This window comes from Actinoplanes sp. NPDC051470 (assembly GCF_040682035.1).
Taxonomy (GTDB): domain Bacteria; phylum Actinomycetota; class Actinomycetes; order Mycobacteriales; family Micromonosporaceae; genus Actinoplanes.
The window spans coordinates 62,375-80,473 of the sequence record NZ_JBFBAA010000009.1; the positions used below are offsets into that span (position 1 = coordinate 62,375).

Annotated in this window: 19 protein-coding genes; 13 read left to right on the plus strand and 6 right to left on the minus strand. The window is 71.9% G+C overall.

Features of this window, described 5'->3' with window-relative positions:
* Positions 1-37: 37 nt before the first annotated feature.
* On the minus strand, positions 38-1,297 hold the full coding sequence (locus tag AB0M54_RS17775) for an Nramp family divalent metal transporter (RefSeq protein ID WP_364472410.1): 1,260 nt from the start codon (positions 1,295-1,297) through the stop codon (positions 38-40).
* 174 nt (positions 1,298-1,471) lie between these two features.
* On the opposite strand from AB0M54_RS17775, the gene AB0M54_RS17780 reads away from it, so the two are divergent.
* The 3 genes from AB0M54_RS17780 to AB0M54_RS17790 all read left to right on the plus strand — a co-directional run bounded on the left by AB0M54_RS17780 (position 1,472) and on the right by AB0M54_RS17790 (position 4,912).
* On the plus strand, positions 1,472-2,389 hold the full coding sequence (locus AB0M54_RS17780) for a manganese catalase family protein (protein ID WP_364472413.1): 918 nt from the start codon (positions 1,472-1,474) through the stop codon (positions 2,387-2,389).
* Positions 2,390-2,647: 258 nt separating this feature from the next.
* On the plus strand, positions 2,648-3,442 hold the full coding sequence (locus AB0M54_RS17785; protein WP_364472416.1) for a SigB/SigF/SigG family RNA polymerase sigma factor: 795 nt from the start codon (positions 2,648-2,650) through the stop codon (positions 3,440-3,442).
* A gap of 75 nt (positions 3,443-3,517) precedes the next feature.
* A complete protein-coding gene (locus tag AB0M54_RS17790) occupies positions 3,518-4,912 on the plus strand; it encodes a hypothetical protein (RefSeq protein WP_364472418.1) in 1,395 nt (464 codons plus the stop codon).
* Positions 4,913-4,921: 9 nt separating this feature from the next.
* Here the strand turns inward: AB0M54_RS17790 and AB0M54_RS17795 are convergent, their stop codons facing one another.
* Complete coding sequence (locus tag AB0M54_RS17795) at positions 4,922-5,638, minus strand: GAF and ANTAR domain-containing protein (RefSeq protein ID WP_364324296.1); 717 nt, start codon at positions 5,636-5,638, stop codon at positions 4,922-4,924.
* Positions 5,639-5,656: 18 nt separating this feature from the next.
* The gene (locus AB0M54_RS17800; RefSeq protein ID WP_364324299.1) at positions 5,657-6,415 is read right to left on the minus strand and encodes a GAF and ANTAR domain-containing protein; all 759 of its coding nucleotides are present in this window, start codon (positions 6,413-6,415) and stop codon (positions 5,657-5,659) included.
* A 329-nt stretch (positions 6,416-6,744) separates the two neighbouring features.
* Here AB0M54_RS17800 and AB0M54_RS17805 point away from each other — a divergent pair, with 329 nt between their 5' ends.
* From AB0M54_RS17805 to AB0M54_RS17820, 4 genes are all read left to right on the plus strand, one after another.
* On the plus strand, positions 6,745-7,209 hold the full coding sequence (locus tag AB0M54_RS17805) for a DUF2243 domain-containing protein (RefSeq protein ID WP_364324302.1): 465 nt from the start codon (positions 6,745-6,747) through the stop codon (positions 7,207-7,209).
* 19 nt (positions 7,210-7,228) lie between these two features.
* Entirely contained in the window at positions 7,229-8,017 is a 789-nt protein-coding gene (locus tag AB0M54_RS17810) for a cytochrome c oxidase assembly protein (RefSeq protein WP_364324906.1), read from the plus strand.
* A gap of 67 nt (positions 8,018-8,084) precedes the next feature.
* Positions 8,085-8,912 carry an MBL fold metallo-hydrolase gene (locus AB0M54_RS17815; protein ID WP_364324305.1) on the plus strand — a complete coding sequence of 276 codons (828 nt, stop codon included), beginning with the start codon at positions 8,085-8,087 and terminating at the stop codon, positions 8,910-8,912.
* A gap of 809 nt (positions 8,913-9,721) precedes the next feature.
* The gene (locus AB0M54_RS17820) at positions 9,722-10,513 is read left to right on the plus strand and encodes a GMC oxidoreductase (protein ID WP_364472420.1); all 792 of its coding nucleotides are present in this window, start codon (positions 9,722-9,724) and stop codon (positions 10,511-10,513) included.
* Here AB0M54_RS17820 and AB0M54_RS17825 read toward each other — a convergent pair whose 3' ends face one another.
* Complete coding sequence (locus AB0M54_RS17825) at positions 10,514-11,293, minus strand: GNAT family N-acetyltransferase (RefSeq protein ID WP_364324311.1); 780 nt, start codon at positions 11,291-11,293, stop codon at positions 10,514-10,516.
* Between the two features lie 239 nt (positions 11,294-11,532).
* On the opposite strand from AB0M54_RS17825, the gene AB0M54_RS17830 reads away from it, so the two are divergent.
* The 6 genes from AB0M54_RS17830 to AB0M54_RS17855 all read left to right on the plus strand — a co-directional run bounded on the left by AB0M54_RS17830 (position 11,533) and on the right by AB0M54_RS17855 (position 16,280).
* Positions 11,533-12,084: an RNA polymerase sigma factor gene (locus tag AB0M54_RS17830; protein WP_364324320.1), complete on the plus strand. Its 552-nt coding sequence runs from the start codon at positions 11,533-11,535 to the stop codon at positions 12,082-12,084.
* Positions 12,081-12,881 carry a hypothetical protein gene (locus AB0M54_RS17835; protein ID WP_364324323.1) on the plus strand — a complete coding sequence of 267 codons (801 nt, stop codon included), beginning with the start codon at positions 12,081-12,083 and terminating at the stop codon, positions 12,879-12,881. Before AB0M54_RS17830 ends, AB0M54_RS17835 begins: the two co-directional genes overlap by 4 nt.
* Before the next feature lie 19 nt (positions 12,882-12,900).
* Positions 12,901-13,701 (plus strand): ABC transporter ATP-binding protein, encoded by an 801-nt coding sequence (locus AB0M54_RS17840; protein ID WP_364472422.1) that lies wholly within the window; start codon positions 12,901-12,903, stop codon positions 13,699-13,701.
* Positions 13,698-15,041 (plus strand): hypothetical protein, encoded by a 1,344-nt coding sequence (locus tag AB0M54_RS17845; protein WP_364472424.1) that lies wholly within the window; start codon positions 13,698-13,700, stop codon positions 15,039-15,041. Before AB0M54_RS17840 ends, AB0M54_RS17845 begins: the two co-directional genes overlap by 4 nt.
* Positions 15,038-15,643 (plus strand): hypothetical protein, encoded by a 606-nt coding sequence (locus tag AB0M54_RS17850; RefSeq protein ID WP_364324333.1) that lies wholly within the window; start codon positions 15,038-15,040, stop codon positions 15,641-15,643. Before AB0M54_RS17845 ends, AB0M54_RS17850 begins: the two co-directional genes overlap by 4 nt.
* A gap of 70 nt (positions 15,644-15,713) precedes the next feature.
* A complete protein-coding gene (locus AB0M54_RS17855; RefSeq protein ID WP_364472426.1) occupies positions 15,714-16,280 on the plus strand; it encodes a hypothetical protein in 567 nt (188 codons plus the stop codon).
* Here AB0M54_RS17855 and AB0M54_RS17860 read toward each other — a convergent pair.
* On the minus strand, positions 16,277-16,399 hold the full coding sequence (locus AB0M54_RS17860; RefSeq protein ID WP_364472428.1) for a hypothetical protein: 123 nt from the start codon (positions 16,397-16,399) through the stop codon (positions 16,277-16,279). The genes AB0M54_RS17855 and AB0M54_RS17860 overlap by 4 nt on opposite strands.
* Positions 16,396-17,901, minus strand: coding sequence for an acyl-CoA dehydrogenase family protein (locus AB0M54_RS17865; protein WP_364324342.1), 1,506 nt, complete (start codon positions 17,899-17,901; stop codon positions 16,396-16,398). Before AB0M54_RS17865 ends, AB0M54_RS17860 begins: the two co-directional genes overlap by 4 nt.
* Positions 17,902-18,099 lie beyond the last annotated feature (198 nt).

The window sequence follows — 18,099 nt, forward strand, 5'->3', positions numbered from 1 at the left end:
CCGGCGCGACTGCCCGTCCTCCGAACGGTGAAACGTCCTAACCGGCAACCGTGTGGACGACCAGCGCGACGTTGAGCGAGATGATCAGCGCGGCCACGGCGGTGGCGGTTGCCGTCACGGTCCGGCTGTTGGTGTGCTCGCCCATGACGTTGCGGCGCCGGGTCAGCAGGATCAGGGGGATGAGGGCGAACGGCACGCCGAAGGAGAGCACCACCTGTGACCACACCAGGGCCTGGGTGGGGTCGGCGCCGAGGACCAGCACGACCATGGCCGGGGCCATGGTCAGGATCCGGCGCACCGGCAGCGGGATGCTGCGCTTGATGAAGCCCTGCATGACGACCTGCCCGGCATAGGTGCCGACACTCGACGACGCCAGGCCCGAGGCGAGCAGGGCCACGGCGAACGCCAGCGCCGCGTACCGGTCGATGGCGGCGCCGAGCCCGGCGTGGATGCCATCGAGGCGGTCCGTGCCGGCGATCCCGGATCCGAAGAACAGTTGCGCGGCGATCACCAGCATGGCCAGGTTGACCAGTCCCGCGGCCCCGAGCGCGACGAGGGTGTCGACGCGCTGGCACCGCAGCGCCTGCCGGCGTTCGGCCGGATCGGCGGCCCGGGCCGTACGCGTCTTGGTCAGGGCCGAATGCAGATAGATCACGTGCGGCATCACCGTGGCGCCGAGGATGCCGGTGGCGAGCACCAGACTGTCGGTTCCGGACAGCGACGGCACCATTCCGGTGGCCAGCGCGCCCGGATCGACGCCGGCGCGCACCGCGTTGTACAGGAAGCCGAGCAGGATGACGCCCAGCAGTCCGGCGATCACCGTCTCGAACCGGCGTACCCCACGGCGCTGCAGCGTCAGCAGCGCGAGGGCGACGACGCAGGTGATCAGTCCGCCGGCCGGGAGCGGCACCTGGAAGAGCAGGTTCAGCGCCAGCGCACCGCCGATGATCTCGGCCAGGTCGGTGGCCATGGCCACGAGCTCGGCCTGCACCCACAGGGCCCGGGTGAGCGGGCGGGGGAACCGGTCCCGGCAGAGCTGCGGCAGGTCGCGGCCGGTCACCAGGCCGAGCTTGGCCGACAACGACTGGATCAGCATCGCCATCAGGTTGGCGGCGACGATGACCCACACCAACTGGTAGCCGAAGGTCGCGCCGCCGGTGAAGTTGGTGGCGAAGTTGCCCGGATCGGTGTACGCGATCGCGGCCACGAAGGCCGGCCCGAACCACGGCGCCAGCCGGCCGATGCGCCGTCGCAGGGTCGGTGCGCCGACCGGAGGCGCGGGCGTGACGACAGCCATGACGATCTCCCCGGGTGCGACGGCTGGGCGTCTGCCGGATGCCCGCGCCGGTGACCCGGCCGGGCCACCGGTGACCCCGCCGGGCCAGGCCCCGAAGGGCCCGATGCGGGCCCGCCAGGGCCAGGACCGCGGGTAGCCCAGGGTCAGGCCAATCCCTTCCGCATGGAGGTTCTGATGTTCAAGCACGTCGACTACCTGCAGTTCCAGGCCAAGCCGGAGAAGCCGGACGCACTGCTCGCCGCGAAGATGCAGGAGCTGGTCGGTGGCCAGTTCGGTGAGATGACCGTGATGATGCAGTACCTCTGGCAGGGCTGGTCGTGCCGGGTGCCGGGCAAGTACAAGGACATGATCATGGACATCGCGACGGAGGAGATCGGCCACGTCGAGATGCTCACGACCATGCTGGCCCGGCTGCTCGAGGGCGCGCCGGGCGAGGCGACCGAGAAGGCGGCGGCGGCCAACCCGCTGCTGGCCGCGGTGCTCGGTGGGATGAACCCGCAGCACGCGATCGTCAGCGGCGGGGGCGCGCTGCCACGTGATGCCGCCGGTGTGCCGTGGAACACCGGTTACATCATCGCCAGCGGCAACCTGCTGGCGGACTTCCGGTCCAACGTGGCCGCCGAGGCGCAGAGCCGGCTGATGACCAGCCGGGTCTACAACATGACCGACGACCGCGGGGTCAAGGACATGCTGCAGTTCAACCTGGCCCGCGACACCTGGCACCAGCAGCAGTGGCTGCTCGGCATCGAGCAGCTGATCGCGGACGGTTTCACCGAGACCGGCATCGAGGACTCGAACGCCGAGGACGAGAACCAGGAGGCCAACCACACGTTCTACAGCTTCGACCCGGCGAGCACGGCCGGGGAGGGCCGGTGGGCGCAGGGTCCGACCCTGAAGGGCGACAAGGAGATCGTGTACGTGCCGGACGCCCAGCCGCTGACCGACGACAAGCCGCTCGGTCCGGCGCCGGACCCGAAGCTGTACGTCACGTACGACGGCGCGATGGGCAAGGGCAAGCCGGGCACCGGCGCCGGGGCGCACGCCCAGGGTGTCGCCAACGTCGTCAACAAGATCAAGGGCGCGTTGGACTGAGCGGGATCGGGTGCGCCGGCCGTCCGGCCGGCGCACCCCGGCCGCCAACCCACCCTCGACCGTGACCCGCTCATACTTTCGGCTGGCCACGGGTCGCCTTTTCGGCTAGCCTTCTGGAATCGGTCAAGACGGTGCCGAGCCCCGACGTGCAAGGACGACGTTGCGGTTCGCCGGCCCCTTATGCCTCGGGTGTCTCGACGCGACGGCTCGTCTCGCATGTCTCATGCCTACGACGCTCGCGCGCCGCGAGGAGACACCATGCGGACAACAACCTCGGCCCCCACCGGCTCCCACCGGACCGACGAGGACGAGCGGGCCGACCGGCTCATGCTGGCCTTCTGCGCCCTCCCACCGTCCCACCCAGACCGGCGGTCCCTGCGTGAGCAGGTCATCGAGGCGTGGCTGCCGATGGCCTACCGGCTGGCCCGCCGTTACGCCCGGCAGGGCGACATGGTCGACGACCTGCGCCAGACGGCGACCATCGGCCTGATCAAGGCGGTCGACCGGTTCGACGCCGGCCGTGGCGTCGAGTTCGTCGGGTTCGCCTTCCCGACCATCACCGGCGAGATCAAGCGTTACTTCCGCGACCGGACCTGGTCCGTGCGGGCACCCCGCCGGGTGCAGGAGACGCGGCTGGCGATCGGGCGGGCGCGGGTGGAACTCGGCCAGACCCTGGGCCGGTCGCCCACGGTCGCCGACCTCGCCGGCCACTTGAACACGTCCGAGGAAGAGGTCCTGGAAGGACTCGAGAGTTCCTACGCCTACCGTGCGGTGTCGCTCTCCACGCCGATCCATGACGACTCCGGGTTCGAGCTGGGTGACATCCTGGGCGCCCAGGACCACGGCTACGACCTGGTGGAGCTCAACGTCGCCCTGCCCCCGGCCATGGCCCGCCTGACCGACCGGGAGCGGCGCATCATCGCGATGCGCTTCTACGGCAACCAGACGCAGGCGGCCATCGCCGAGCAGATCGGCGTCTCGCAGATGCACATCTCCCGGATCCTCTCCGGCGCCTTGCTCAAGCTGCGCGAGCAACTCGTCGAGACCGAATAATCGCGATGACGAGGGGTAGCCGAGCGGGACCGGTGACATTCCGGTATCTCCCGCGCGGACGGCGGTACTGCTGCAATGGATCAGAACCATCCACACCCGACGCTCGACGCGTTGCCGGCCGGCCGGGTGGTCTGCGCCGACAGCATGGGCCGGGCGCTGCTCGCGATGGCCGTGCCGCCGGCCGAGCGCCGTGGCGGCTTCCTGCAACGGGTTCCCGTGCTGGGCTGCCACGGCGCGTTGCCGGAGCCGGTCCGCCGTGCCGCTCTCACGGCGAAGGCCGTCGACGAAGCCGTGCCGCTGGACCGGATCGACGACATCGACGCGGAGGCCGTGGCGGACTGGATCGTGAGCCGGTATGCGGCGGCCACCTACCCGGCGGTCGTGCTGGGTTCGCCGCACGGCGCGGCCGTGCATCTGGCGGCCGCCTGCGGAGCCGCCTGGCTGCCGACCACCTTCACCGTGACCGCGCCATGGCCCGGTGGGTCGGTCACCGACTGGGCGGCGGCGAAAGCCTGGGGCGCCGGGCTGGCGGAACGCATCCTGGCCCGCAACCCGGGCATCACCGTTCGCCAGGTGCACGATCCGGTCCTGCGCGGCTCGCTGTGCGGCGCCACCGTGTCGATGCAGGTGCGCTGGCGGACGCTGCCCGAGGCGTACCAGATCTTTCTCCGTTCCCGCGTGGCTGCCGGCGGCGCGTCGGTGCTGGTCCGGGATCTGCGCGACTGGCCGGTGTCGGACGGTCCGCCGGGGTACGGCTTCCAGGTCGGCACGCCGACCAGCGGCTGGACGGCGGAGGACTACCGCCCGGACAGCCGGGCCCTGACCAAGCTGTTGCGGAGTCTGGGCGCCGAGGACCCGCCGTCGCGGAACTACGAGAGCTCCCGTCAGTACGCGGAGACCAGCGGTGAGCCCGCGATCGAACCGCAACTACGGCGGATCGCGGCCGAGACCGGCTCAGCCGGCTACCGGGTGCTCTTCCGGGATCCCCACGGTTTCAGCGGTGCGGTGGCGGACCTGTACAAGGTCTGGCTGCGGCCCTCGGCGCAGGCCCGGCGGGCTGTGGTCGCCAGTGGCCGGATGATCGACCCCTGGCCGGTCGCCGACGACCGGAAGGTGCCCTACTGGTGCGAGTCGTCGTCGCGGCAGGCGGCCGAAGCCGCCGAGTGGTGGCTGGCCGGAAGCGAGCCCTTCGACGCCGTCGACGTCCTGCCGGACCCGCCCGGAACCCTGCACGACGACACCGCGACCCTGTGGCACTGGCGCACGATCGCGGCGTTCGGCCGTCGGCCGGGAACGGTGGACGCCCTGCTCGCCGGCCGGTATCCGCTCCTGCCGCCCGCGGCCGGCCGGGCCACCCGACGCCTCCGGGCCGACCCGCCCGGCGAGGGGCAGGCCGGGCCGTTGTCCGTCCACCAGGCGGTGCGGTGGCTGAAGGGCAACGGGCCCGCGCTGGGACTGCTGGTCATCTGACCGGACAGCTCAGGGCTCAGGGTCCGGGTACGCACTCGCGACCAGTGCGGTCGCCACGTCGCGAAGCTTGCGGTTGGTGTCCTGCGAGATCCTGGTGAGGACGGCGAACGCCTCGTCGGCGGTGCAGTGCCGGCTGCCCATGATGATGCCTTTGGCCTGCTCGATGACGGCGCGGCTCTGCATCGCCTCCTGCATCTGCCGCGCCAGGTTCGTCTGGGCGTCGTAGAGGTGGGCGTTGGTGAGCGCGACGGCGGCGTAGCCGGCGAACGTCTGACCGAGGATGGCCGCGTCGTGGTCGAAGGCCTCGGCTTCGGTGGCGTAGAAGTTCAGCGCGCCGGTGACCCGCTCGTGCACGGGCAGGCCGATGGACAGGGAACTGTGGGCGCCGGCGTCGAGGGCCCGGGCGGCCCAGTCCGGCCAGCGGTCCTCGGTGGCCATGTCCGGCAGCGACAGGGTGGTGGCCGCGGCTGACGCGTCGAGGCACGGCCCGTACCCCTTGCCGTACTGCAGCTCATCGAGGTCGAGCGCGAGCTGTCCGGTGTAGGCGGCCGTGTATGCCTCCTTGCTGTCGATCAGGGTGACGGAGACCTCCACGGCGCCGGGCACGGTGCGTCTGGCCAGGTGGGCGACCTCGTCCAGGACGCCCTTGAGGTCGGTTTCCGCGAGCTTGATCCGGCCGAGTCGTCCGAAGGCTTCGATGGGGTCCAGGGGCTGCGAGTCGGTCATGTGATGCTCCAAGCGGAGTCAGGAGTGCGGCTGGTTGCCGGCCCGGGTCAGGATCGATTCGGCGGCGGCGGTGAGCGACAACGCGGTCGTCGCGGCTCGCGAGCGCAGAACCGGGTAGGCGTGGTCGGCGCTCGTGCGTTCCGCGGCCATGATCACGCCCAGGGCCATCTGGATCCTGGAGCGCACGGCGAGCGCGCCGGTCAGCCCGTTCACCAGGCTGAGCGCTCCCGGATCGAGGCCGTCCGATCCGGACCAGGCGTCGTTCCCGCCTTCGCGGTAGCCCTCGAACGTGGTCAGCACCGCCGCGCTCAACGGGGCCATGGCCTGGGTGTCGCGGCCATAGAGGTTGAGGGCCGCGATCGTTGTCCCACGGCCGGCGAACAGCGGGATGGACAACGAGGCGCGCAGGCCGAGCCGGTACGCCTCGGCCCGGAAACCCGGCCAGTTCACGGTCGCGTCGATCCGCGGGACGGCGGTCGGCTCGGCCGTCCGTAACGCGTCGAGGCAGGGACCCGCGTCTTCGGCGTACTGGGCTTCGTCGACGGCGAGCGCTATTTCGCTGCTCATGGCGACGGTGACATAACCGTCCTCCTCACGGACGGTGAGCGAGGCATAGTCCACCGGTGGCAGCAGATCGGCTGCGAACTGGGTGATCGACCGCAGCAGGGCCGGCACGTCGGACCCGTCGTCCGGCGTCCCCGCCAGGATGATCAGGTCGTCGGTGAGGCCGCTGCCGGGCCGGCCCGGCCGCGACGGTGACGCCGATGGGATGGCCACCCGTTCCTCCCGAGTCGTAGCAGGTGTGGCCGCATACCCCGCTTTCTCACCGCCATGTCCGATGCCAGCCGAAAACAGTACGGGCCGTCAACCCGCACGGTCCACGCGGCCAGCTCGGCCAGGACCGCCCCCGATCTGGCCGCCGGCGCCCAGTCCGAAGCCGGCCCGCCCGAGGGCGGAGCCCGGCCCGGACCGAGGAATCGCACGGCGGCGCCACCTACCAGGAAGATCAGTCAGACACCCGGGTAGACCGGCGGATCTCCCTCACCCGGGTCTAGACACCCCGGAATGGGGAAGCCACCTTGGCATGAGCATGCTGGAGGCTGGTCGTGTCCGGACCGCGTAGTGCCGCCGCCGATGTGGCGGCCGGCCGTAACGTGCTGTCGGGGGTGCTGCTGGGAATCGGTGTCGCCGCGTTCGTCGACGAGACCGTGTTTCATCAGCTGTTGCACTGGCACCACTTCTACGACCGGTCCACCCCGGCCGCCGGCCTGGTCTCCGACGGGATCTTCCACGCCGTGGGCTGGTTCGCCGCCGTCGCCGCCCTGTTCCTCTTCGCCGACCTGCGCCGCCGTGGCGCGTTCCACGGCCGGCGCTGGTGGGGCGGCCTGCTGACCGGCGCCGGAGGCTTCCAGCTCTACGACGGCACCGTTCAGCACAAGCTCATGCGGCTGCACCAGATCCGGTACCACGTGGACCTCGCGCCGTACGACTGGACCTGGAACATCCTGGCCCTGGGCATGGTCATCGGGGGAGTGGCGCTGCTCGTGCGGTCCCACCGGCCCGGGCGCTGAGAAGGCCGCCGTGCACGACATGACCGGCGAGGGCGGCGTCGGACTGTTCTGGCTGGTGTACGCCGCGCCGCTGGCGATCGCGGCCGTCGGCTACCTCGGCGCCGTCCGGATGATCCACCGGCGCGGTGACCCGTGGCCCACTCGACGCACCCTGTCGTGGTGCGCCGGTCTGCTGGCGGCGGCGATCGCGGTGACCGGCGCCGGCCATGGCGACTTCACCGCCCACATGACCGGCCATCTGCTGCTCGGCATGGCCGCCCCGATGCTGCTGGTCCTGGCCGCCCCGATCACGCTCGCCCTCCGGGCGCTGCCGGTGGCCGGGGCCCGGCGCCTGTCCCGCTTCCTCAGGACGCGTCCGCTGCGGATCCTCACCCACCCGGTCACCGCGGCCGCCCTCAACGCCGGCGGCCTGTGGGCCCTCTACACCACCGGCATCTACCCACGGATGGGCGAGCACCCCGGTCTGCACGTCCTGGTGACCGTCCACACCTTCGCGGCCGGCTACCTGTTCACCGCCGCCGTCATCGGCGTCGATCCCGCGCCGCACCGGCCGGGACGACGTACCCGGGCATCGGTCCTGATCGCCTTCCTGGCCGCCCACGACATCCTGGCCAAATTCGTGTACGCCCACCCGCCCGCCGGAGTCGCGGCGGCACAGGCCGAGGCCGGCGCCCAGCTGATGTACTACGGCGGCGACCTGCTCGACCTGCTGCTGATCACGATCTTCCTCCATCAGTGGTACACCGCCGTCGCTCCCGCATCACCGCGGACGCCGCGGCGCGCCTGGCGCCTGCCGGCCGATGTCTGACCGGCCCGCCGTTACTTTCGCCGGCGGCCGGGTACCCGGCCGGTCTCACCATCCGTCAGGAGGACCCATGCGCGCCGGCGCGACCTTCATCGGCAACGCCACCGTGCTGTTGCGAATCGGCGATTTCACCCTGCTGACCGACCCGGCGTTCGGCCCGGCCGGCAGCCGGGTCTCGCTCGGCTACGGGATGTGGACCAAGCGCCTGCGCGACCCGGCGCTGCAGGTGCTCGACGATGTCGATCTGGACGCGGTGCTGCTGTCCCACCTGCACGGCGACCACTTCGACCGTGCCGCCCGGCAGCGCCTGGACCCGGCCTTGCCCATCATCACCACACCCCAGGCCGAACGCCGCCTGGACCGGCGATTCCGCGCCGTCCACGGTCTGCCGACCTGGGAATCGCACGAATGGACCCGCCGGGAGCAGCGGCTGCGGGTCACGGCCGTGCCGGGCCGCCACGGGCCGGGATTCGCCGACGCGCTGTTGCCCGACGTGATGGGCTCGGTCGTGGAGTTCGCGGTCCGGGGAACACCGCGTCTCACCCTCTACATCACCGGGGACACCCTCTTCCGGCCCGGCCTGGCCGAGATCCCACGCCGGTTCGGCGAGATCGACGCCATGCTGATCCACCTCGGCGGCACCCGGGTGCTCGGCCTGCTGGTCACCATGGACGACCGGCAGGGCACCGAACTCACCCACCTGATCAACCCCGGCCGGACGGTCCCGATCCACTTCGACGACTACCGGGTGATGAAGTCCCCGCTCGACCGCTATCTGAACCGTGCGCGCGACGAGGGACTCGCCGGCATCCAGCCGGTGTCGCGGGGCGGAACCGTCGACCTGCCGCTCCGTGTCCCGGACCGGCCGCTCGACGGCGCCGATTCCGCAGGACCCTGAGCAGGACGCCGGTGCGAGCAGGGCCGACAGCGGCGCCTGCAAGCCGCTCACCGCAAGGAAGGCGCGCAGCAGCTCGCCGAGCACTTGCAAGGGCAATCCGCGGTACGTCCTGAGGGCAGCCTGGGGTACGGCGATCCGGGTGTGCTTTCCTGGATCTCGTCGTCCTCAACGACCTGTTCGAGCGCATCCCCTTGGACGCCTCGCGCGGTGAGCGGCGGGAGGATCGGGATGGATCCGTTTCATGGCGGCGGCGGCCGACCGGCTCGGCCACCGGGACGGCTTCTTCCACCCCAACCTGGCGGTGACGTTCGACGACCGCGGTCCGGGCCAGACCAACCGCTTCGGGGTGCCGCAGCGCGGTTGCACGTTCTGTGGGCAGTGCGACATCGGCTGCAACGTGGGGGCGAAGAACACCCTGGACCTGAACGACCTGGCGCTGGCCGAGCGGGCCGGCGCCACGGTCGGGACGCGCACCGAGGCGCTGTGGGTCGGCGTCACCGGCGACGGCGGCTACCGGGTTCGGCTGCGTGAGCACGGGCGGCCCGGCGCCGGTCGCGAGGGCGTGGAGCGCGAGGTCACCGCCCGCTACGTGTTTGTCTGCGCCGGCGCGATCGGCACCACCGAGCTGCTGCTCCGCAGCCGTGACCAGTACGGCACGCTGCCCGGCCTGTCCGCCGCGCTCGGCACCCGGTACTCCGGCAACGGCGATTTCCTCAGCTTCGGCCGCAACCTGGACACCGACTTCGCCCCGGGCGGTCGGCCCGACCATCACCACCGCGCTGGGCGAGACCCGCGCGTTCGGCGCGCACTTGGACGCCCGGCGTACCGCCGTGCTGCTGGCGATGGGCCGCGACCGCGCCGAGGGCCGGATCGAGCTGCGCGGGCCGAAGCACCGGCTGCGGGTCGTCTGGGACACCACCCGCAACGACCCGCTCTACGCCGACGAGCAGGCGCTCGCCGGTCAGGTGGTCCGGGCGTTCGGCGGCACCCCGTTCGCCACCCCGATGTGGCGGCTGTTCCGGCAGCCGGTGACCGTGCACAACCTGGGCGGCGTGCCGATGGGCGACGGCCCGGACACCGGCGCGGCCTCGCCGGACGGCGAGGTGTTCGGCCATCCCAGGCTCTACGTCCTGGACGGCGCGCTGCTGCCCGGCGCGACCGGTGGCAACCCGTCGCTGACGATCACCGCGGTGGCCGAACGCTGCGCTCAGTTAGCGGTACGGCGGATCACCGGCGACGCGTCCTGGCGGGCGCCCGAGCACGCCGGGGCAACGCGCGGGGCGGTGCCCGAGGACGCCGCGGTGCAGAGCGTACGGCTGATCGGGCCGCGCCGTCCGGTGCCGCCCGGGGTGCGGTTCGCCGAGGCCATGGCCGGCACGGTCGGCCTGCCCGCCGAGGCCGGCCCGGCCACACCGGCCCGGCGCTACGACGCCACCGTGCCGACCGGGCGGGTGCGAGTGGGGGTCGCGGACACGCTACGGATGCTGTCCTCCGTACGCGCCACCGGCACCCCACCGGGCCGCACCGGCGCCGGCACGGTGCTGCGCTTCAGTGCGTTCTTCGCCGGTCAGGTGGCGCGGGCCTACCTCGGGCGGCGCTGACTACCGGCCGGGGACGGCGTAGAGGGCGACCTGGCCGACCTCGGCGAAGCCCAGCCGGGCGTAGACGGGCCGGCCGAGCGCGCTGGCCTGGAGCGTGCAGACGGACATCCCACGCCGGCTCGCCGCCGACATGGCTGCCGCGGTCAGGGCCGCGCCCAGGCCTTGATTGCGGTGGCCGGCCGCGGTGCCGATCCAGTAGAGCCCCGCCACGCCGTGGCTGAGCACCACGGCGGCGGTCGCGACCGGCTGCCCGTCCAGGTACCCGACCAGGCGGATCAGCGTGCCCAGGTCGGTGCGCAAGGCGACCTCGGCCGCCGTCGCCGCGGCGCGCACCTCGTCCGCGAACCCGAAGGCGCGGGAGTAGGCGTTCACATAGTCCGTGATGCCCCGGCGATCGGTCGCCTCCTCGATGATCAGGCCCGGGGGAGGCGACGGGCGGGGAACGGTCGTCAGGTCCGCCGCCATCACCGGCATCGCCCCGCGGTGGGTGTAGCCCCGGCTCTGCAGAACCTCGGCCACACCCGGATCGCTGTCCGGGCCGATCCACCAGTTCCACGGCACCCCGGACAGCGCCGCTTCGGCCTCGGCGGCGGCCTCGCCGGGGTCGCGGCCGTGCACCCGCAGAACGCCGTTGAACAGGCCATGCTGGATGCCGCTCCGATAGAGCGAAAGGTCGGCGTCGACCTCCCTCGAGCCATCACCCCAGGCGAGCCAGTGTGCGCGCAGGTTGGCCAGCTGTGGGGGCAGGTCGTGGGGCGACGTGACGAGCGGATGGTTCATGACCATCATGACGAGGAGCGGCCGGTCCGGTTCGCCGCCCGGTCGAGATCTGTCCGTACGGGAAAATACCGGAGATCGTGTGACCTGATCGGTGGTCCATCCAGTCTTACCGAGCGAGACCGGAACGGACCAGACGCTGGTGGCGTCGGCCGACTGCGAGCCTCAGATGGTCACGGAAGAGTGGCCCGCGTCACATCGCGGATTGAACCTTCAGCCGCGGCGTGGTCGTCAAGCCGGATGTGAAACGAAGCCTCCAGGCCGCCGACGAGGACGAGCTCGTGCGCCGCGCCGCCGCCGGTGACCGGCCGGCCTTCGACGAGCTGTACCGGCGGACGTCGCCGTGGCTGCTCGCCCGGCTGCGGCGGCGGTGCCTCGACGACGACGTGGTCGACGACGTCATGCAGGAGACCTACCTGGCGGTGTGGCGGGCCGCGGGCAGTTTCGCCCGGTCCGCCACGCCGGGCAACGCGGCCGGCTGGCTGTGGACCATCGCCGCCAACCGCCTCATCGACGCCTTCCGCCGCCGGGCCCGGCAGAGCCAGTTGCCGCCGCTGCCGCCGGCCGAGCTGGTCGCCCCCGCCGCCGAGGACGAGGTGATGCTCGGCCAGGTCGGCCACGAGCTGGAGCATGCCCTCCTCACGCTTCCGCCGGACGCGCGCCAGGTGCTGCGCGCGATGGTGCTCGACGGCTTCTCGGTGCGCGAGACCTCGCTGCTGCTGGGGGTGCCGGAGAACACGGTGAAATCCCGGGCCCGGCGGGCCCGGATCGCTCTTCGGGAGGCGCTCTCATGACCACACATCCGAGCCCCGCGGTGATCGCCCGCTACGCCGACCGGGAGGCAGACCTCGACGAGGTCACGATGTGGTCGGTCGAGGTGCATCTCGAGTCGTGCCCGCCGTGCCGGGCCCTGATGGCCGGTGTCGCGACCGACGACACCCGGGCGCGTCTCGACCGGATCGCCGCCCGGGTGGGCCAGGGCATCGCGGCCGGACCGGCGCCGGTGCGCCGGCCGCGGCCGGCGGCGGTGCTGCACCGCTGGGCGGTCTGGCGCCTGGCGCCCTGGCTCGGCATGACGGCGGCGGTGCTGGGCTGCGCGGTCCTGCTCGCGGTGACGGCGCCCGCCATGCCGTCGCTGGTGATGCTGCTGGCCCCGGTGGCGCCGCTGCCCGGGGTGGCGGTCGCCTGGAGCCGGCGGCACGATCCGGCCTGGGAGTTGATCGCCGCCACGCCCGCGGCCGGGCTGACCGTGCTGCTGCGGCGTACCGCGGCGGTCCTGGTCGTGATCGTGCCGGTGCTGGCCCTGGCCAGCAGCGGCACCGGGGTGTCGGTGGCCCTGACGCTGCTGCCCTGCCTGGCCTTCACCTCGGCGACCATCGCGCTCGGCGCCTTCGTCGGTGTCCGCCACGCCGCCATCGGGCTCGGCGCCGCGTGGGCCGTGGCCGTCGTGGTGCCCGCCGTCTACACCTTCCAGCTTCCCGCCATGTTGCAACCGGGATCGGCGCGCGGGTGGGCGCTGCTCACCGTCGTGCTGGCCGGGTTCGCCGCGAGCCGGGCGGGCGCGTTCCGCCGGCTGTCCGGCCTCAACTGACAAATCGGAGGATCAGACGATGCGTACGGTGAGCATGGCCGAGACGGTCGCCACCACCCACCCCTGGGCGGTGCACGCCGAGGGTTTGCGGGTGCGCGCCGGCCGGCACCTGGCCGTCGACGAGCTCGACCTCGCCCTCGGCACCGGCGTGCACGGGCTGCTGGGTCCCAACGGCGCCGGCAAGACCACGCTGATGCGGGCCCTGGCCACCGTGATCAAGCCGGCCGGCGGCCGGTTGACCCTGCTGGGGCATGAGGTCCACGGTCGCGCCGATCTGCGGGCGGTCCGTCGCGGGCTGGGCTACCTGCCCCAGCAGTTCGGCTTCTACCCGCGGTTCACCGTCCGGGAGTTCGTCGAGTACATGGCCTGGCTCAAGGAGATGCCGAAGACCGAGGTGCCCGGCGCGGTGCAGCGGGCGATCGACCGGGTCGGCCTGACGGCCAAGGCCGACGCCCGGATGAAGACGCTGTCCGGCGGCATGGTGCGCCGGGCCGGCATCGCTCAGGCGATCGTCAACGACCCGCGGATCCTGCTGCTCGACGAGCCCACCGTCGGTCTCGACCCCGAGCAGCGTCTCGACTTCCGCGAGCTGATCCGCGACCTCGGCGTCGACAGCAGCGTCCTGGTCTCCACCCACCTGGTCGAGGACGTGGTGGCCTCCTGCACCGACGTCGTCATGATCAACGAGGGCCGGCTCGTCTACCAGGGCACGCCCGGCGATCTGGTCACCCGGGGCGGGCATGGTGACGCCGGTGACAGCCCGGCCGAGCGGGGCTACTCGGCGCTGCTGCGCCGCCACCGGACCGAGGCGGGCCGATGAGCCGGGTCTTCGGTATCGAGCTGCGCCGGTCCGCGGCGCGGGGGACGGCCCTGGTCGTGCTGCTGCTCGGCCTGGTGCTGATCTTCTTCGCCGGCGGGATCCTGTTCGCCGACGGCTGGATGCAACTGGCCATGACCCAACGGTGGTACCTGGCCCTGCTGTGGCCGCTGGCGCTGGCCGCCGGCGGGTGGCAGGCGCGCCGGGAGCACCGGTCGAGAGTGGCGGAGCTGTTCGCCAGCACACCGCGGCCGAGAGCGCTGCGCATCGTGCCCACGCTGGGCGCGATGGCGGTCGCGGTGGTGGCCGGCTACCTCGCGATGGGTCTTCTGGCCGGCCTGTGGATCGCCGGCACCGCCGAGTACCTGCCGGCCGCGGCCTTCGGTGTCGCGGCCGTCGGGTGTCTGGCCCTGATCGCGGCGACCTGGCTCGGCCTGGCCGTCGGGCGCCTGCTGCCGTCGCCGGTGACCGCTCCGATGCTGGCCATCGCCGGCCTGGCCGCGGTGCTGTTCACGCCGTGGGCGACCCGTCCACGGGGCTGGCTGTCCCTGGTGTTCTCGCCGATCGATCAGATGAACATGCCGGACGCCTACACGACCGTCCCGGGCCGGGTCAGCGTCGCCCAGGCGTGCTGGATGGCCGGCCTCGCGATCACCGCCGTGCTTCTCCTGGCGTCCGGGGGCCGGCGCCTCCGGGTCGCCGCGGTGCTGCCGGTGCTGGCGGGCGCGGCGCTGGCGATCACCGTCATGCCCCACCACAACCGGACCGTCCTCGACGCGGTGGATCCGGTGGCCCGAGAGCTGATGTGCACCGAGGACGCGCCCCGGGTGTGTGTCAGCCGGGTCCATTCCGGGCTGCTGGCCGAGTTCACGCCGCGGGCCCGGGCCGGTCTCGCCGCGCTGGCCAAGCTGCCGGACGCTCCGGCGGAGGTGCACGAGGACACCACCGTCTATCCCGATGACGGTCGGCCGGCGTGGCGCGCGGACGTCGTGCTCCTCGACGTTGTGGCCGCCCCGAACGGCCACCTCGGCAACGAGAGCAGCGCGGCCGAGGTGGTCGTCCGCGCGTTCCGCGGCCGGGCGACCTGCGAGAACCCGAGCGATCCGGCCGACGACCTGGCCGCCGCCTCCTGGCTGACGGGACAGGCGCCGGTGTCGCCGACGCCTTCGACGCTGCTCTCGGCCGGGACCCACGACCCGGAGACCGTGGCGCAGGCCACGCAGCGCTGGCAGGGACTGCGGAAGCTGCCTGAGGACAAGGCGCTCGCCCGCGTCGTGGCCCTGCGCCAGGCTGCGGTGACGTGCTCGGCCCGCGACGGAATCATCACCGGGGGTACGCCGTGAGGTGGCTGACGCTCTACCTGCGCTCCCGGCGTGTGCCGATGGCGCTGGCCGGCGCCGGTGGCTGCGTGGTGGTGATCTGGTCGTTGTGGTCGGTGTCCTCCGACAGCCGCACCGTCGGCCTGGCCACGGTCATCCTGACGGTCCTGCTGCTGGTGGCCGCCCTGACCGCGACGCTCGGCGGCCCCGACGACGCACTGGAGCTGACGGCCGCCCTGCCGTGGCCGTCGCGCCGGGTGGCGCACCTGCTGGGCGCCTTCCTGGTCGTCGTGGTGCCCCTGACCGTCACGCTGGCCACCGGGGCCCGCTTCGGCCCGGCCGCGATCGTGGTGCGTGACACCGCCGGGCTGCTCGGGCTGACCGCCCTGGGTGCCGCGACGATCGGCACCCCGCGGTCCTGGTTCCTGCCGCTGGGCTGGACGCTGGCCTCAGTCCTGTTCCCCGGCGAGACGCCCCTTGCGGCGGAGATCCTGACCTGGCCGGCGCAACCGTCGTCCAGCCAGGCCGCGGCGGTGACGGCCGGGCTGCTCACGCTCGGCGGGCTGATCGCGTACGCGGTGGCCGGTCCCCGGCGGCGGGCGCCCGCCGAGGCCGCCCAGTCCTGACGTCCCGGCGGAGCCGAGGTGTGTGGACAATCCTGACCCTGTTCTGACAAGCGTGCCGAAGGATGGGCCCGTGCGAATCAGAACCCTGTGTGCCGTGGCCGCAGCGACGCTGCTCATCCCTCTGCTCGCCGGTTGCGGTGAGCCGGCCGGGAACGAGACGCCCGCCGTCGCGACCCTGCGATCGGCGCCCGCGGCGTCGGCCTCCGCGCCGGCGGCCCAGCGGGAGCGACCGGTGCTCGGCCCGGACGACGGCAAGGCGGAGTACGACCGGTACATGGTGGCCCACCGCAAGTGCCTGACCGATCTGGGCGTCACGGTCCCCGACGACCACGAGAAGCCGCGGATCAGACCCGAGGTCCGGGCGGCCGCGGAGAAGTGTGACCTGCTCGTCCCGGAGACCTGGCAGGACCGGGAACGTCGCATCGACCCGCAGTACGAGGATCGGTTGCGGGAGACGGCCCAGTGCCTGCGGGCCAAGGGCCACAACGTGACCGTGGGCGGCGATCCGGTGTCCATCCTGTACGGCGACGGCACCGGCGCCAACCAGGCCTACGACGATCTGCAGGCTTGCGAGAAGCAGGTGTTCAAGGAAAGCCTCAAGAAATACCGGGGCGCCGGCAACGCGAAGACGCCCTAGCTCTCCAGCAGTTCCGCCTCGCGCTCGGGGCCTAGGCCGGCGCTCAGGGGCGGCTCACCGCGGTCGCGGTCCCAGGCCAGGACGGCGGCCGCGGTCCGCGCCGGGGCTCGTCGCGTCATCGGAGCAACGGGTCGGCGCCCCACTCCTCGGCGGGCCAGCGTCGTTGGTCCACATTCCCGATGACGTCGGCATAGCCGGCCACGTGGGCCGTGAACTCCGACCGGGTGGGCAGTTCCCGCTTCGCGCCCAGGCGCGCGATGTCCAGTCGTTGCCGCAGCTGGTCCTCGGCCCAGGACGCGGTGTAGCCGTGCATCGCCGACCGGTGGACGGCTTCGCTGGTCACCATGGTCAACAGGGTCCAGCACGCCAGCTCGCCGATGACCGCCGCGTGGATGTGCTGGGCCGCGCCGTCATCGGGGCGGTGGGCGCCGATCTCCACGACCCGGTCGACCTGCCGGAGCACCTCCGCGGTCGGGTGAACCTGCTTCACCAGGTCGGTGAACTCGTCGGGGTGGCTGACCAGCATGGTCCCGAGGTAGACCGTGATCGCCTCGGTGGAGCCCTCGAAGATCCGGAACAACCGGTAGTCCCGGAAGTGCTGACCGACGGTGTTGGTGTCGAGGAAGCCGCGGGCGCCCAAGATCTGCAGAGCCGTGTCGATGGCGCGCCAGCCCAGCTCACATCCCAGGATCTTGGCGCAGAAATACCAGGCGTCGGGTACGTGCCGGCCGGCGTCCAGCCAGGCCGCGATCCGGGTGATCAGTGTTTCCACCGCCTGGACGGCCGCTCCCGCCTCGGCCAGCAATTCACGGATGCGCCCGTTCTCGGCCAGGGAGCCGGTGGCGACCTCACGGCCCGACGTGAATCTCTGGGCCAGCTCGAGAGATCGCATCGCCGCTCCCGATGCCATCGCCGCGAGCATGATCCGGCCACCCATGAATGCCGCTTTGGCCGTGCTGAGGCCGTCTCCTTCTACGCCCAGCAGGGCGGAGGGAGGCACCCAGAGATTGCGGAAGCTGAGATCGTATTGGGGCACCGCACGCAGACCCAGGGTCAGCATTTCCGGACCGATCTCGAAACCGGGTGTACGACTGTCCACCAGGAAGCCGGTAATGCCCCGGGCCGGGCCGTCGTCATCATGGAGTCCGGCGAAGATGTTGACGTATCGAGCATCCCCGCCCAGCGAGATCCATTTCTTGAGGCCATTGATCGTGTAGGAGCCGTCCGAGTGGCGGGTCGCGCTGGTCGTCATGCCCCGAAGGTGGGAGCCCATGCCCGGTTCGCTGATCGCGCTGGTGGCCAATGCTTGTCCCGTGGCCAGGCGGGGCAGCACGTGGCGCCGGACCTCCTCGGTGGCGGAGAGCTGGATCGGCGCTGTTCCGAGAGTGTTGTGCACCGCGCAGAAAACGGCGAGGTTGGCGTCGATGGCCCCGAGTTGGGTGAACACCCGGTTCATGTCGTTGTGGGACAGATCCTGTCCGCCGTATTCGTGGGGAATCTGCAGGCCGAGCAGACCGACGTCGGCGAAATCCGAGATCAGTGCCGGTGGAAGAGAGCGGCGCTCGTCCATCAGCCGGGAGTTGAGAAAATCCCGGGAGTACGCACGCAGGAATTCCAACATCCTTTTCGCCGATGTCGGCTCCGGCCGGTCGTCCGTCGCTGTGCAGAGAACAGCGTCGTGATCGAGGGCTTCGGCTTCCATCATTGGCTCCCGAAAGGATACTTGATATTAAAACAAGCTCACGGCCGTCTATTTCGACCGAACTCTACAACCGGCCCCTCGGTTTCTCAACGGAGTCAATTCGTTACGTACGGTGAT

Excerpts from the sequence above, each read along its gene's own strand:
- AB0M54_RS17775 (WP_364472410.1), bottom strand. The coding sequence starts at position 1,297 with ATGGCTGTCGTCACGCCCGCGCCTCCGGTCGGCGCACCGACCCTGCGA.
- AB0M54_RS17780 (WP_364472413.1), top strand. The coding sequence starts at position 1,472 with ATGTTCAAGCACGTCGACTACCTGCAGTTCCAGGCCAAGCCGGAGAAG.
- AB0M54_RS17785 (WP_364472416.1), top strand. The coding sequence starts at position 2,648 with ATGCGGACAACAACCTCGGCCCCCACCGGCTCCCACCGGACCGACGAG.
- AB0M54_RS17790 (WP_364472418.1), top strand. The coding sequence starts at position 3,518 with ATGGATCAGAACCATCCACACCCGACGCTCGACGCGTTGCCGGCCGGC.
- AB0M54_RS17795 (WP_364324296.1), bottom strand. The coding sequence starts at position 5,638 with ATGACCGACTCGCAGCCCCTGGACCCCATCGAAGCCTTCGGACGACTC.
- AB0M54_RS17810 (WP_364324906.1), top strand. The coding sequence starts at position 7,229 with ATGACCGGCGAGGGCGGCGTCGGACTGTTCTGGCTGGTGTACGCCGCG.
- AB0M54_RS17815 (WP_364324305.1), top strand. The coding sequence starts at position 8,085 with ATGCGCGCCGGCGCGACCTTCATCGGCAACGCCACCGTGCTGTTGCGA.
- AB0M54_RS17825 (WP_364324311.1), bottom strand. The coding sequence starts at position 11,293 with ATGAACCATCCGCTCGTCACGTCGCCCCACGACCTGCCCCCACAGCTG.
- AB0M54_RS17835 (WP_364324323.1), top strand. The coding sequence starts at position 12,081 with ATGACCACACATCCGAGCCCCGCGGTGATCGCCCGCTACGCCGACCGG.
- AB0M54_RS17840 (WP_364472422.1), top strand. The coding sequence starts at position 12,901 with ATGCGTACGGTGAGCATGGCCGAGACGGTCGCCACCACCCACCCCTGG.
- AB0M54_RS17845 (WP_364472424.1), top strand. The coding sequence starts at position 13,698 with ATGAGCCGGGTCTTCGGTATCGAGCTGCGCCGGTCCGCGGCGCGGGGG.
- AB0M54_RS17860 (WP_364472428.1), bottom strand. The coding sequence starts at position 16,399 with ATGACGCGACGAGCCCCGGCGCGGACCGCGGCCGCCGTCCTGGCCTGG.
- AB0M54_RS17865 (WP_364324342.1), bottom strand. The coding sequence starts at position 17,901 with ATGTTGGAATTCCTGCGTGCGTACTCCCGGGATTTTCTCAACTCCCGG.